The 14,970-nt window shown below is 55.8% G+C and carries 12 protein-coding genes; 4 read left to right on the top strand and 8 right to left on the bottom strand.

Annotated elements, in window-relative coordinates:
- Positions 1-142 precede the first annotated feature (142 nt).
- From PV433_RS29215 to PV433_RS29200, 4 genes are all read left to right on the top strand, one after another.
- Positions 143-1,024, top strand: a complete 882-nt coding sequence (locus PV433_RS29215; RefSeq protein ID WP_332075523.1) for a helix-turn-helix domain-containing protein — start codon at positions 143-145, stop codon at positions 1,022-1,024.
- 267 nt (positions 1,025-1,291) lie between these two features.
- Entirely contained in the window at positions 1,292-2,269 is a 978-nt protein-coding gene (locus tag PV433_RS29210) for a YpdA family putative bacillithiol disulfide reductase (protein ID WP_332075522.1), read from the top strand.
- 22 nt (positions 2,270-2,291) lie between these two features.
- Positions 2,292-2,729, top strand: coding sequence for an NUDIX hydrolase (locus tag PV433_RS29205; RefSeq protein ID WP_332075521.1), 438 nt, complete (start codon positions 2,292-2,294; stop codon positions 2,727-2,729).
- 468 nt (positions 2,730-3,197) lie between these two features.
- Complete coding sequence (locus PV433_RS29200) at positions 3,198-3,944, top strand: hypothetical protein (protein ID WP_332075520.1); 747 nt, start codon at positions 3,198-3,200, stop codon at positions 3,942-3,944.
- Between the two features lie 562 nt (positions 3,945-4,506).
- On the opposite strand, the gene PV433_RS29195 is transcribed toward PV433_RS29200, so the two are convergent.
- The 8 genes from PV433_RS29195 to PV433_RS29160 all read right to left on the bottom strand — a co-directional run bounded on the left by PV433_RS29195 (position 4,507) and on the right by PV433_RS29160 (position 14,933).
- A complete protein-coding gene (locus PV433_RS29195; protein WP_317891274.1) occupies positions 4,507-4,788 on the bottom strand; it encodes a DUF7667 family protein in 282 nt (93 codons plus the stop codon).
- 315 nt (positions 4,789-5,103) lie between these two features.
- On the bottom strand, positions 5,104-6,027 hold the full coding sequence (locus PV433_RS29190) for an eCIS core domain-containing protein (protein WP_332075519.1): 924 nt from the start codon (positions 6,025-6,027) through the stop codon (positions 5,104-5,106).
- 131 nt (positions 6,028-6,158) lie between these two features.
- On the bottom strand, positions 6,159-7,613 hold the full coding sequence (locus PV433_RS29185) for a PP2C family protein-serine/threonine phosphatase (protein WP_332075518.1): 1,455 nt from the start codon (positions 7,611-7,613) through the stop codon (positions 6,159-6,161).
- A gap of 92 nt (positions 7,614-7,705) precedes the next feature.
- On the bottom strand, positions 7,706-8,044 hold the full coding sequence (locus PV433_RS29180; protein WP_332075517.1) for an STAS domain-containing protein: 339 nt from the start codon (positions 8,042-8,044) through the stop codon (positions 7,706-7,708).
- Positions 8,031-8,486 carry an ATP-binding protein gene (locus tag PV433_RS29175; protein WP_332075516.1) on the bottom strand — a complete coding sequence of 152 codons (456 nt, stop codon included), beginning with the start codon at positions 8,484-8,486 and terminating at the stop codon, positions 8,031-8,033. Before PV433_RS29175 ends, PV433_RS29180 begins: the two co-directional genes overlap by 14 nt.
- Before the next feature lie 38 nt (positions 8,487-8,524).
- The gene (locus tag PV433_RS29170) at positions 8,525-11,575 is read right to left on the bottom strand and encodes a HEAT repeat domain-containing protein (RefSeq protein WP_332075515.1); all 3,051 of its coding nucleotides are present in this window, start codon (positions 11,573-11,575) and stop codon (positions 8,525-8,527) included.
- A 43-nt stretch (positions 11,576-11,618) separates the two neighbouring features.
- Positions 11,619-12,149 (bottom strand): GNAT family N-acetyltransferase, encoded by a 531-nt coding sequence (locus tag PV433_RS29165; RefSeq protein WP_332075514.1) that lies wholly within the window; start codon positions 12,147-12,149, stop codon positions 11,619-11,621.
- 24 nt (positions 12,150-12,173) lie between these two features.
- On the bottom strand, positions 12,174-14,933 hold the full coding sequence (locus PV433_RS29160) for an adenylate/guanylate cyclase domain-containing protein (protein ID WP_332075513.1): 2,760 nt from the start codon (positions 14,931-14,933) through the stop codon (positions 12,174-12,176).
- Positions 14,934-14,970 lie beyond the last annotated feature (37 nt).

Here is a 14,970-nt window from a genome sequence, read left to right as displayed (position 1 = left end):
ATTCTTCTTCCGGGGAAAAAATAACGCGTTGTCTGATTGTATACACCGATTGTTGGGAAAACGGTTTGGGATGCTAGCCTTAAATAGGCGCCATCCTTTACAATAAACGTATCTCTTTCGAAAGACAGGAGCGGCGTTCACGATGAGCGACTCGAACAAGCAGGCTTATCTTTATATTTTGAATGCGCTTAACTTCTCGTATTTGAACGGAAACACTACCAAAATCGATGCGATTCAAAATCAGGAGTGGCTTTCCTTAACGTTTAATCAGCCCTTCTGGGTGATTACCCGGGTTACGGGTTGTCCGCTGTATATCGAGACGGACGAAGCAAGATACAGCGTCGAGCCGGGGCAAGCGTTGATCATACCTGCGCATACCCGGTATAGAATCAAGCCGCTTGGAAGGGAATACGTTACGCATTGGCTGAATATGAACCTGATCTTGTTCGATCACCTCGATTTACTCCATACCATCAAAACTCCCTATGTCACGACCGTTTCCGCCGGAAACAAGATCGGCCGTCTACACGGGGAGATTACCGCTTTAATGAACCGGGAGCATACCGTGGGCCGCGCTTCCCTGATCGCCATGTTACAGCTCAAACGCCGGATCTATTCCCTGCTTGAATTGATTATGTCTTTCCCCGACGTCAATTTTGCCACTGTCGAAGAAATCGGCAAGTTCGAACGGTTTCGTCCTGTTTTATCCCATATCGAACGCCATCTTGCCGGGAATATTAAAGTATCCCGTCTGGCCGAGCTGATGTATCTATCGAATTCTCATTTTTACAAAGAATTTCAGGAAGCTTTCGGTTTGCCCCCGATGCAGTACATCTCGCAGCAAAGACTGAGGAAAGCGCAATATTTACTCGCTACGACGGATTTGACCATCAAGGAGATCGGCAACCGGGTTGGCTACGGCAATCCCTATTCGTTTAACCGGTTTTTCAAATCGATGCACGGTTCCAGCCCGGGCCAGTACAAAAAAACGGCGGCAAACAGCATGCATTCCATCCCCTTTTAGCAAATACATGTTCAGAGCTTATCTTATCGGCTGAAACGACGCTGCCGACGCTTAACTCCCCTTTTCAAGCCGCATCTGTAGCTCTGCTTGGTACTCGTGCTCCGGTAGTCTGCGGCGTGTTTCCGGCTTCGCGGGCTTTTGCCGGAGGGCCCCGCCGGCCGATGCTGCCTCCCCCCGACGCGATCGTCGTGTCGCCCCGCCGGTTGTGGTACAATAAACTTGTTTTGTTACAACGAGTTCAGCACACAGCGGGAGGCGCAGCACATTATGGAACAAGTTATTATCGTCGGCGCGGGGCCTTGCGGCTTATCGGCAGCACTGGAGCTGCAGCGGGCCGGCTTCGATCCGCTCCTTATCGAGAAGCAATCGGTCGTTCATTCGATCTATTTATATCCGACCTATATGCATTTTTTCAGTACGCCGGAGCTGCTGGAGATCGGCGGCATCCCGTTCTCGACACCGAACGAGAAGCCTACGAGAGCGGAAGCGCTGAACTATTACCGCAACGTGGCGCTTCGCGCGAATATCCGAATCCGCTCCTACGAGCAGGTAACCGGGATCGTCCGGACAGACGACGGGTTCCGCGTAACCAGCTTGGACAAAGCGGGACGCGCCGGCAGCTACGAAGCGAAACATGTCATTTTGGCGACCGGATATTTCGATCATCCAAATATGATCGGCATTCCCGGCGAGCAGTTGCCCAAGGTCAGCCACTTTTTCCGGGAGGCGCACCCTTACACGGGTATGAAGGTGGCGATTATCGGAGGCAACAATTCGGCCGTCGATGCAGCGATGGAGCTGATCCGGGTCGGTGCGGAAGTGACGGTCGTCTACCGCAGAGACGCGATCTCGCCGAGCGTGAAGCCTTGGGTCCGTCCGCTGTTCGACAGCATGGTGACCAAGGGACGCATCCGCATGCTATTCCGGTCGCGGGTAGTCGCGATTGAGGAAACGCAAATTGTCGTGGAAAGCGGCGACGACACGGTCGAGCTGGAGAACGACTTCGTGCTCGCTCTAACCGGCTTTCGGCCGGACCGCGAGTTTCTGCAATCGGCCGGCATCCGCATGGAGGGCGATCCGGAGAAGCCGTTGTTCGATCCGGAGACGATGGAGACGAACGTTCCGGGACTTTACCTCGCAGGCGTCATTGCGGCAGGAGCCGATGCGAATGAGATTTTCATCGAGACCGGACGCCACCACGGGGTGGCCATTACCCGGCATATTTTGCAGCAGCGTTCGGAATAGAAATGGAGGGGGCCGTTGTTGATTGAAAAGGATTGATGTAGCTTCAACGATACTTCTGGACGAGACCCGCCAAAAAATCGTCATGGTCCGAAGTCAGAAGGACGGCAAGTTTAACTGGACGACGCCGGGCGGAGCCGTCGAACCGGGCGAAACGCTTGAACAGGCGGCCATCCGCGAGACGAAGGAAGAATGCGGATACGACGTGCGGATCGGCAGCCTGCACTCGGTCAGGGAGATGTTTTTTGAGACAAGCGGCCATCATGTCGTCATCTTCACCTTTTATGCGACCATCACCGGCGGTGAACTGGAGATTATGGACCCTGACGGCGATATTGTGGAAGTGTGCTGGATGGAGCTCACCGCGGCCAACGAGCTGATGACGTATTTGCCGGAGAAGCTGAGCGGCATGGAAGACGCTCCTTCCGGTTCGGCCTCTTACTATTTTCAAGGAACCTTGTAGTTCGAAAAACGCCTGAACGGTGACCGCAAAATGCAGCCATTCCGCGAGGTAGGCCTTGCCGGAAGAGGAGGTTTACTAACGGGCATGATGCGCTCCGCTTCGCTGAAGGCGAAATTCGCTGGCACAAGGGATTCAGGACAAGCTGTTTGAGCAGAAGAAGGTAATTTTTTACTTGGGACGGCCTGCTAATACTTCTACACAATGAATCGACAGCCTCATTTGTGGCCCTTATTTCTTCCATCTGACGGGGTCCTCGCCCTAATTGCAGGTTTTAACATCCCCAAACCGCTCTTATTTCCCCGGTCGAGCGAGTTGCGGACCCAATAAAAAGCTTCAAACCGCTCCTATCCGGTTCCTCCCTGCTTATAACGTCGAATGTCACAGCGTAAACAGGACCGGCGGCTCCGGCGGGGGCATGTACAAAAACATTAAAATAAACGGTGAAGCCCAGTTCAACGGCGACATGGATTGTCTCGGGCTGAGCTGTTTACCTGTGCGCAGAGATTTGAACTATCCGGCGTATTGGGCGGATCGGAAGGCGGCATATTCAATATCGTTTCCATCAACGGACTCGGCGAGATCGAAGGGGATATCGACTGCGTCGGATTCGTATGCAACGGGAAAGCATCGATACGCGGATTCGTCCAAGCGGAGCATATCGTCGTAAACGGCTCTTCATCGTTCCGAAACGTAGATACCGGCAAAATGCGGATTAACGGCAGATCTGATTTTGCAGGAGTTGTCCAATGCGCCGGAGAGTTCCGAATCGACGGATACGCCAAAGTCGGAAGTCAATTGACCTGTGAACAGATCGGATTAAACGGTTTTCTGTCGGTGAAAAGAAATTGCAGCGCCGAATCGTTCGAATCCCGGGGGAGCTTCCGCATACAAGGTTTACTCAATGCCGGGACCATCGATATCGAACTGCATTCCGAATGCCGGGCTCGGGAAATCGGCGGGGATCGCATCTTTGTCCGTAAAAGCAGGAAAGCCAACCCGATCGCGAAGCTGGTCAAAGCGCTGACTTTTAATAATGAACAATTAACCGCCGAGACAATTGAGGGCGACGATATCCAATTGGAGTACACGAAGGCCGACATAGTCCGTGGAAATCACATATCGATCGGTCTCGGCTGCCAAATCGGGCTGGTCGAATATTCGGGCAAGTTTGCCCAACATCAGGACGCTAAGGTGAAAGACCGCCGAAAGATCTAGATGATCCGAAGCAACTGATTTATTTCCCAAGAAATAATAGGACCTTAGACTCATCGAAATCCATCGAACTTAGCTAGTTACCCCTGAAAGAAAGCTAACCTATCCAGAAAAATGCTAACCTATCCAGCTTTGTTGAAAGTCGCAAACTTAAACGGCTCCGGAACAAAATAACAGTTTCTGGCACCCTCTATTTTCGGCCTTATCGAAAAATCGATGAAAATAAAGGCGGTTTGCACCCCTTATTTCCATCAATTGGTCTGTCCAAAGCAGGGATGCGAATCCGAGCTGCCACGAGGATGAATGGTCCTGTATAAGCGGTGTCTATTCTACGTTGGCAATGTCCCTGTTCGCTCTAACGCCTCAGTCGGCTTGTACATTTGAACCATTAGGAATAACTTCGATACGAAGCTGTTCCACTTCTAAGGCCCCTGCATAAGTCGCAGCTTTTCAACTTTCATCGTTTACCGTGTCTCGGTTCGCCTGTCGCCACAGCGGGCTTGAACATCCCCTCTATTGTGCAAAAAAGAGCACGAGACCTCTTCGCGCGAAGTCCCGTGCCCTTTTACTGCGCTTCATTCGTTCCGGCGTCGCCGTTACCCGGCTGCTTCGCCCGGTACGGATATTCGTCGATTTGTCTGCATATTTCGTGCTGCCAATCCGTATCGCGGGTCATCGAGGCCATGAGCGAAGCATTTTCCAAATAAGCCATTTCCCAACATATCTTGGCATTCACTTGCATGCATTGTTCAAGCTCCGTTTGTTCCGACGGAGTTAATTTCCTTTTCACCGAAAACGTCCACAATTCCGCCAATCGCAAATGTACCGGATGCAAGGTCATTCCCATCTTCGTCCCTCCATAGTTGCCATTGTACCCAAGAATGAGACGATTCAAAGCCGGGAGGTGAAAAAATGCATCCTGGAGGATGTACGGACGGAGCATAGATGAAGCACAGCACGCGCGCAACAGCGTCAATCGGCCAAGATCCGGCCGGCCGTAGCGATCCGGGACCCGTGCCGCTGTGGCAGCCCGGTCCGAAGACAAATTCACTGGCACTTCCATTCGCCTACTGCCATGTGCTTGACCACCACTATGTGACGCCAAAGCACCGTGCGCTTGGAGCTGCGCACGGTGCGGAAAAGCGATCTATCCTGACTGACTCTAGCCCTGCTGCTCGGTCGGGACCGCACCACCGCGCTGCTGCACGACATGGGTCAGCTCATGACCCAGCAGTTCTTGGCCTTGGCGGCTGTCCGGGTTGTACTGGCCTTGACGGAAAAAGATATCGCTGCCGGTCGTAAACGCCGTCGCCCCGATCGATTCGGCCATCCGGTCCGCGCTCGTATCGGTATGGATGTTCACATCCGAGAAGCCGGAACCGAAGGCAGACTCCATCTTCGCTTGAACCTGCATATCCATCGGGCTGCCGCCGCCCCGCTTCTGCTCGATCTCTTGCTCCAAGGACTCGCCGGCATCGAAGCCTTCGCCCGAGCTTGCTCGCTGAATCGCTTCCGCCGAGCGCTTCATCTGAAGCTCCTCTTCTTCCAGCTCCGGGCCTTCGGATTCACGCTGAATTCCTTCCGCCGAGCGCTTCATCTGGAGCTCCTCTTCCTCCAGCTCCGGGCCTTCGAATTCGCGCTGGATGCCTTCCGCCGAGCGTTTCATCTGAAGCTCCTCTTCCTCCAGCTCCGGACCTTCGAATTCGCGCTGAATTCCTTCCGCCGAGCGTTTCATCTGAAGCTCCTCTTCCTCCAGCTCCGGACCTTCGGATTCGCGCTGAACGGACGCCGTATCGGCAGACGCTGAGGAGATCCGGTCCGCCACCAGCTTGCCGACCTGATCCGCTTCCTGCTCATAAGCATCGCCGGCAGGTCCCACGGTCAGCTTGGCCTGAACTCCCTCCGGCAGCGGGGCAGCGCTGGGACCGGCACCGGTCAGCATGCTGCCGATCGCCTTGTTGCCGATCGTTCGCTGCAGCTGCATCATCGGATGATCGGCGGCCGCCCCCGCCGGTTTATGGGTTTGTTTCGATTGTCTCGCCAGATCGCCGTCCGGACGTTTATGTACGCCGCTATGCATGGACATCTGTACGACCTCCTATTTAGATGGATCGGATTCATGTTACGGATTCGTTCCGATGATGATAAGCCGATTATCGAATAATTCAACTATACCACAATTCCAGCCGACCCGATGGGACAAATTGTATATCGGTCCTATTTTTTCTCCAATGTCATAATCGCAATATCGTCGAATTGTTTCGCTCCGTCTGCAAACCGGTCAACGTCACCAAGCATGGCCTCAAGCACCCCGGGACCGTCCGCCCCGCGAAGCAGCTCCAGCAGCGTTTGCAGCTTGTGCGAGCCGTACTGCCGGCCCGAGCGGTCCTCCGCTTCCGTAATGCCGTCGGTGTACAGCACGATCCGGTCTCCGCTTTCGATCATGGTCTCGTGATCGGAATACACGGTGTCGTCCATAACACCCAATGGCAAATGTTTTCGCGCCGCCAACGGAGCGAGACCGCCGTCGCGCCGGAGCACATACGGGGTGCAGTGGCCCCCTTCGCTGTAAGTCAGCGTCCCGCTTTCGGCGTTCAGTACACCGCAAAAAATGGTCGCAAACATCGTTGAATCGTCTTTGTACAGCTCCCGGTTCACTTCCGTCAGCAGCTCCCCCGGAGACATCCCCTCCGACATCCGACCTTTGATAAGCGTCATAATCATGGCCATAAACAATGCCGCCGGAATCCCTTTATCCGAGACGTCGCCCAGCGCGAAAAACAGTTCCCGCTCCCCCAGCCGGAAATAATCGTAAAAATCGCCGCCGACCTCACGCGCGGGACGGAGCAGCGCATGGACTTCGGCAGCAAACCGGTCAGCCGGCCGATGATCGTCCGTCCCTACCTGATCTCCGGCAAGCGCCGCCGATACGTCAGGCTCCTGCCAGAGCGCCGATGCCGCCTTTTTCCACGACAGCTCCTTCGGAAGAAAGCTCATCTGGATCCGCTGGGCGATCCGCAGCTCGCTCTCCATCCGCTCTTTGGCCGCAACCGTCTCCTTCAGCGCCGCCATCGATTTTTCCAGGGCGTCGTATAACATCGCGTTCTCCAGAGAGACCGCCGTCGGCGATGCGATCGATTCGAGCAGCTTGACGTCGCGGTCGGTGAACGCCTTGCCGTCTCGTTTGTTCAGCACCTGCAGGACGCCGATCACCGCGCCTTTGCTGAAAATCGGGACACAGAGCAGATTGCGCGTCGCATAGTCGACCCGGTTCGCCACCTTGGACGACCAGCGCGGATCTTGCGAAGCGTCGTCGATTTTTACCGGCTGTCCGTTCTCCGCTACCCAGCCCGCCACGCCCTCCCCCATCTTGAGGCGGATTTCGCGCACTTCCTCGCCCTTCGAACCGGTGGCCAGCTCGAAGTACAGCTCCCCCTTCTCACGGTCTACGAGAATGACCGAGGACGCTTCCGCATGGAGGACACGGGCGCTCGTCTCCATAATTTTGCGGAGCAGATCCTGCTTGCGGATCGTCGAATTCATTTCCAGACTCACTTCGAACAGCTGCATGGTCCGCCTAAGCTCCGTCTCCGAAGCCCGGCGCCTTCGTTCCCCCCATATCCATCCCGCAAACGCCAGGACGGCCGGCAGCAAGAAAGGGAGCGTCTCCATGGCGTCATCTCCCCCGTCTATCTGTAAGTAATGTCAGCCGCTTCTATGCAGCCTGACCGCGCCCGCCGCATGTATCGAACGGGAAGCAAGCGCTACTCGCGTGTTACCTGGAGCGCTTCGTCCTCGGTAACGCATAGCTTGAAGATGCTGCTGAACCCGGACATGTCGAACACTTCTCTAACTTGCTCGCTCAGATGGGCCAGGGCGAGACGGCCCTGGATCGCCTTCACTTTTTTGGCGGCAAGCAGCAGGCTGCGAAGCCCGGCGCTGCTGACATACTCCAGACCGCCCAGATTAAAGACAAAACGACTGGCCCCCGCTTCCACAGATTGCAGAAAACTTGCCTCCAGTTGGCCCGATGTGTTCGCATCCAGTCTTCCGCTTATGGCAAACACCGTAATTCCGTCGTCTGTTCGTTCAGCAATGTTCATCCGTCTCTTCCTCCTCCTCGTGCTGACGCAGACGCATCGTCAAGCGCAGCTCATTGCGTCCCTCTACACGGGCATAAGTCTTGCTCTCGGTTAACGATTTGGCGAAATGAATGCCCAGCCCGCCGATCTTCCGATCCTCCAGACCGGCTTCCACATCCGGCTCCGGCCGGTTCAGCGGATTAAAGGCGATGCCGTCGTCCGAGATCGAAATATCCAGAACTTCACCGTTCAAGGCAAGTCCGATCTCGATCCGCCGGCTGCCTTCCTGCCCTTCTCCGTACCCGTATGAGATGATGTTCGTGACCAGCTCGTCGCAGATCAGGTTCACCCGGTACAACGCGCGATTATCCATGCCGAGCGCTTCGGCCGTTTCATTCAGAAAGAGGCGGAGCCGCTCCAGCTCCGGCAGTTCGTTTCGCAAGCTTATGCTTGTGGTTTTCATCCCCCTGCCCCTTCCACGCCATATAGTTTACCGCACGATTATGCCATCTTCATCAGCATATTCTCGAGCAGCCGGACGCGCGCGCTTGTGGCGTGCAGCAGTCCGATGCCGATCTCGGGATACAGCCGGATCAGTCTGGATAATTGAGCGCCATGCATCGCCAGCAGGAGAGCATCGTCGAAGATCACCTGCGCCGTAACCGAAGAGGCCGCCCCGTCCAGCGCCGACGTCTCCCCTAACGACTGCTTGGAGCTGATGACGCCGATCGTTCCGCCGCTAACCCCCTCCAAGCCGTTGCTCAGCTCTACGGTTCCTTCGATGACGATATACAAGCTCGGCGACGGCTCTCCCCGGCGAAGCAGAATCGCTCCCTCCGGATGCACCTCTTCCTGCGAGATGCCGGCCAGATGCCCAAGCTCGTCGACCGACAGATCGGAAAACAACGAGACTTGCTTTAAAAAAATCACTTTGTCGAGCATCGACAGCATTTTCCGCTCTTCCTTCACGGCGGACCGCTCCCCTTCCTCTACCGCATGCGCCGCAATCCGGCTCAGCCATTCGTCCGGCCATGTCCGGGCGTCTTCGATCAGCGCTCTCGGATGACCGGACCCGCTGTCGTCCGCATGTTCCATCCGTTTCAAAAAATCGAGAAGCGCACCCGACAACCGCCGGTCGCCGATGCCTTCCGCCAACACTTCCATGCCGTTCTCGCGCACTTCCTCGTTATCGTCCCTTATCGTATCCTGAAGCGACAGGACGACGCGTTCGTCCGACAGCTGGGCGAGCACCGCCCACACCCCTTCCAGAAGCGAAAGATGTATCTCGACGACCCGCTGGGCCGCAAGCTCGGACAGCTCCGGCTTGCCCAGTCTGTCGAGCGCTTCGGGTAAAGCTCCTTCGCGGCTCGATGTCGTAATCCGCTGAATGCACAAATCGATCAGATCTTGACGGATCGTCTTTTCATCCAGAATGTACGCCAGCGCGGTTACGGACAAGTTCCAGATGAACGGGTTGCCGCCTGCGGCATGCTCCAGCAACACCGGTACGGCAGGCTGGCCGATATCGATAAACGCATCCAGAATCGCTTTGCGAATTTCTTTATCGGCAAGCGGGATCATCGCCAGCAAAGCAGGGGCCGCTTCCGTATACCCCAGCTTGCCGAGCCCGTGGATGGCGGCGGCCCGGACTGCGGGCTTCGGGTCCTCCAGAAGCGTCATCAGCCATGGCGCGTACGAGGTCAGCTTCAAATCCGCCACCGTGCGGCAGCCGTAAATCGCCCATTCTCCGCCCTTGTCAAGCATCGAGACGAGCGTCTCCTCGCAGGCGGGATAGCTTTCTTCACTTTCGAGCGCATACAGCGCCTTGATCCCTTCGTGCACGACCCGTGGCTGGGCGTCCAGCAGCTTGGCTCTCAGGAAGAAGTGGGCCTGGCTTTTCATATGCTTGGCCCGCCCTAGCAGCTTGACGCATTCCGCTCTCACTTCCTCATCGGGATCTTCGAGAAAGGCGGCGACCTGCACGAGTTCCTGCAGCGATGCCGTCTGCAAATTCATTGCCCGCAAGGCGGCGAACCGGATACGCGCGCTGCCGTCGCCGGTCAGGCCGATCAGATGCGGGAAGAAGGTGGAATCCTTCACCTTGCCGATCAGTTCCAGAGCCAGCTCGCGGACGTAATCGTTCGGGTGCTTCAGGTAGCCGAGAATGGCCGATAACGATTTGGAGCTGTTCATCGCCCCCAGAAACGAGACGGCGTTTTCGGACAAGTCCGCAAATAACGACTGTACGCTGCCGACCAGCTCGCGGATGTACAGATGCCGGCCGTACCAGGCTACGACGATGAGGACCAGGCTGAGCGCGATACCGATCCACGCCAGCGGCGCGAGCCCGAGCCAGCTCATCGAATGAGTCATCGACAGAAACGACCCGATCAAAATCCCGCCCGAAGCAGCAAGCCCTTGCGCGTAATAACGAAACCCGTCCCGCTCCGAAATCGGCATCATTTTAAAGAAAAGCTGGTAGCACGGCTCGGCGATATAATAAAGCAAAATATACAACACCGCATATGAAAACGATATGACGCCGAGCCCGTAGGGTCCGTTCATCGACACCGAGACGAGGCCGAAGCCTCCGGCGAACAGCAAGGAGATGCCGAGCAGCACGTTGCTGGCGCCGAGCTTGTTCATCAGCTTGCCCGAGACGGTCTGCAGGCCCAGACATAAAGTGAACTGCAAGGCGGTGATGAGCCCGTAAAATGCGGTCAAGTCCCCTTCGTTTGTAAAATGCGCTTCCGCAACGTTGAAGTATTGATACTCCATCATAAAGTACAGCGTAGGCATCAGCGTCATTAATCCGATCGCCGTGAGCAGAAACGGGCTGGCGACGATTTGTTTCATATAATACCGGTTCGTCCTCTCGTCCTGCCGGACCGTTTCGGGAGCCTCCTGCTTACGCGCCGCTTCCTTGATCATCAGCGGCGTTAAATAGCGGGCGAGCGACTTCCGGAAAAATCCGTACCCGATCAGCAGCATCACCGGCGCAAGCGCATATACCGCCACCGTCCCGAACCATTTGCCGATCAGATAAGCGCCGATCCCCGCCGTAATGCCTCCCGTCGTCGTCGAAGCGACGAACACCGGCATCAGCCGCTTCGCCTGCTGGGTCGGGCACAGATCGAATGCCGTGCTCCACAGCAGCAGCGTCAGCTGGCGGACGACGAAGTTCGAGGAGACGAACAGAATCGGATAATAATAGCGGAAGTCGAAGCCGCCGGCCATAAAAGCCAGCAGCACGGCGCCGTTTCCGATCAGGATGAACAGCATGATCAGGTACAAGATCCGCATAAACCGGTCCTTAGCGGTCCGTCCGGCGAGCTTCGCAAGCAGCCAGCCTTCGACCGGCATGATGACCGCTTCCGCGATGTAGACGTAAGGCAGAAACTGTACGCCGAACCGCTGATTGAACAAAGCCATGAATGCCGTATAATTCAGCGACTCCGCTACTCCCCCGAAATAAAAAACCGGAAGCATCGTGAACAGCTTCCGGGCATCCTCTCCACGCAGCCCGAACCACCGATTTAAGGCAGCTTGCATGCAATCAAGTCCTATCCGTTGGTCTATGAATCCGTTGCTTCATTCAAAGATCCAGTTTTTTATAAAATGCGATCCGGTCTTCGCCGTCGTAATAATAATTCGGATACCGGCCGATCAGGCCGAAGCCGCGCTTCTGGAACATCCGCTGAATCGGGATATACTCCGGCAGGTCGCACGTATAAGTCAAAATGTAACGGCCGTTGATGGAGCGGATGTACCGCTCCAGAGCATCAAACAGCATCCCTGCAATGCCGAACCGTCTGTAATTCCGGTGGACGACCAGATAGTCCCATAAGTAACCGTCCGTCCGGTGCTCGTTTTCCTTGCAGCTCGTAACGCCTACAATATCGCCATCTTCATTTTCCACATACCAGTACTTATGGTGCATCTGCTTCAGGCTCTCGAACGGCCCGCTGCGAAAATGCTCGATTTCTCCCGGCGTGTGCCGCTGATCGTCAAACGACCATTCCGACAAAAAAAACTGGCTGATCCGCGCGGCGTCGCGTTCATTCTCCATTAGCATAATACGAAACTCGTGTTCATTGCTCCTTGCCGCTTGCTGCCCCCCGCTCACACCTGTTCCTCCCTTTCTCCCTTGTCAGGAAACCGACAATGTTCCGTTCCAGTCTTCGGTCGTGCCTTTCTGGAAATATTCATCGCAGATATAGAAGTACAATTGAGCTGCTTTATCCTGCCTGTTTTGCTTGATGACCATCAAAAACGCTTCCCGCGCATCGTAAAACCGGCCTACCTGGTAATACGTGACCGCTTCCTCGAACCGCGCCCTCGTCTTGTCTTTAAGCGTCCGGATCGTATCCGGATCACCCTGATATACATCGTATAGATGCAGCGGCTCCTTCATGCCGCCCACTTGAATCAGGCCGAGATTCCGGTACTGGAAACCGGAGGAGCCGTCCAGCGACTGCACGATGCTATCCGTGATCAGAATCGAAGCGCCCAGCGGCTCCGTCAAACGTTCCAGAATCGTGGATACGTTCACGTTGTCCGAGATGACGTTGCTTTCCAGTCTCTGCTCCTCGCCGATAATGCCGAGACGCAGCGGCCCTTTGTGCAGGCCGACTCCGATATCGACCGGACGGTAGCCCGAGTTGGCGCGGTGCGTATTGTAAAGCTCGACCTCCCGCCGCATCTCGATGGCCGCCTTCAGCGCATCGTCCGCCTGGCCGGGAAACAGCGCCATAAAGCCGGCTCCGGAATATTTGTTGATCATCCCGCTATTATTGCGCACGTACGGCCCGAACCGTTTCAAAAACGAATTGACGAAATTAAAGTTTTGTTCCGGCGTCATCCGTTTGGACAGCATGTAAAAGCTGCGGATATTGAATATCATCGTACTCATGTTTTGTTCGACTTGATCGCCCAGTTCGACGTCCAGAATCGTGTCCTTGTTCAAAAACCGCAAAAACTGCTGGGGCACGAACCGGTAATACGCCTGGCTTAACGCCTCGACCTTCCCGATATATTCGCGGATGCGCTCGGCCATCGTATTGACGCTTTCGCCGAGATCGGCGATCTCGTCGCGGGTGCGGATGTTCACCGCCGTGTCCCAGTTGCCCCGGGCGATGTCTCCGACCGTGCGGCGCAGCTTGCGCAGCGAGGACAGCTGAATGAAGGTCATTAGCAGCAGCACGGCCAGCAGTCCCGCCGAGATCCCCACGATATTGCGGACGATCGTCTGCAGCAGTTCCCGCCGGTGAGACAGCAGCGACTCCATGTTTTTGCTCGTTTCGAAAACGCCGACGATGTTCCCCGCCGAGTTGTAGATCGGTGCGATCGCGTAGTTCCAGACGCCGGTATCGTCCTTCCAGCCTCCTGTCATCACTTTCCCTTCGGACGCCACCTTGGAGTTTTCGTCCGTCATCGGGAACGGGTTGAACATATGCATCTCGTCGTCATCTTCCAGGATACGGTAGATCAGCCCGTTCTCCACCTTGTATACCGCCTTGTAGAAGCCGCGGTTGGCGCTGTCGGAGTTGTTGTCGAACATGGTGTTAATCTTCTGACGGAACGCGTTGAACGTCTCTCCGCGATATTCGATGGGAGAGTCGATCGCCTCCAGCTTGTCGCCGTCGACCAGATTTTGCCCGTTCGCGGCGAGCAGCGACAGCTCGCGGTACGTCTCCTCATCCATCTTGGATACGAAATTGTTGAAGATCAGCGTCGACAGCAGCACCATAGCGGCCGCGACCGCCGGGATGAACACGATTGCCTGCTTGAACAGCAGCGATGTCCGTCTGTCGAGCAGATCGATATAGATCAGTCTGAACGCAAACAGAATCAGCAGCACGCCGAGCGCCGCAACCGTCCAAAACATCCACCGGTACGCCACGTATCCGGCCGAATAACGCGCGTTTTGCAAGGACGGCTTCAGCGTGCCGTCCGCCGTCCGCAAGTTCATCTGCGTATCGTCCACGATGATGATGCCGCCGTCCGGGCTCAGGCTGATGTCCGTCTTCTCATACGGGATACTGATGCCGCTGGCCTCGGTTTTGGCGGTGTTGACCAGTTCCTCGATGATGTACGGCTGTGCCGGATCTAGACGGCTGATCGCCTGCGAATTGTAATCGATGAAGACGAGCCGTCCCGCCGAATCCAGCCTCAGGCTTTCCGGAAAGTTGCGCCTCGTCCGGTCAAGCCCCGGCAGCGGATAAACCATACGCGACGTTCCGTCCGCCAGCGCCTGATAAATTTCTCCGCTGCGGGCCGAATAAAAAATGCTCCCCGCGGTGATCCCGTCGATTTCGGCCAAATATTTGTTGCCGGGCAAGTTAAACGCGTATACCGCCCTAGGCTCCGCATCTCCTTCGGCGAACCGGTATTCGGTCACTTTACTCACTTCGTCGTTGAAAAAGTATAACTCGCCCTGTTTGATTTGCGGGCTCTTCAATCCGCCGATCCGGTACCGTTTGTTTTTGGGATCGTTGTAGTCCTGATTGAACAATACCCGCTCCAGCTTACCGCCCGCGTCGTACCGGACGATCTGCTCCGATTTGACCGTAAGTCCGTAAGGATCGAGCAGCGTCCTTACCGTGTACAGCCGGTTTAACTCGTCGACGGCCATATCGTTGAACCGGAACAGCTCTCCGTTTCTGCCCGCCTCGCTGTGGATCGAGTATTGCAGCGTGCCTTCCTTGTCCAGCTTGTGAATCGTCTTCTTCGAGTTGTCAATGACGTACAGATTGCCCGACTGATCGGCAATCGCCCTCGAGAGACTGACGAACGGAAGTTCGCGGCTCAGCGGATTTTGCTTAATTAGGTGCCGCTCCTGGAACACGAACATGGCCGCGGCAGCGGCAAGCAGCAGGGCAAACACCAATACCGCTACGGACTTCTTCATGGGCTTCTCCTCGTTTTCTCGTATTCCATCCACCGGT

The organism is Paenibacillus sp. GYB004, assembly GCF_036577605.1.
Classification (GTDB): domain Bacteria; phylum Bacillota; class Bacilli; order Paenibacillales; family NBRC-103111; genus Paenibacillus_AB; species Paenibacillus_AB oceani.
The sequence above is the reverse complement of the archived record's forward strand: the minus strand, read 5'-3'. Positions and strand labels throughout refer to the sequence as shown.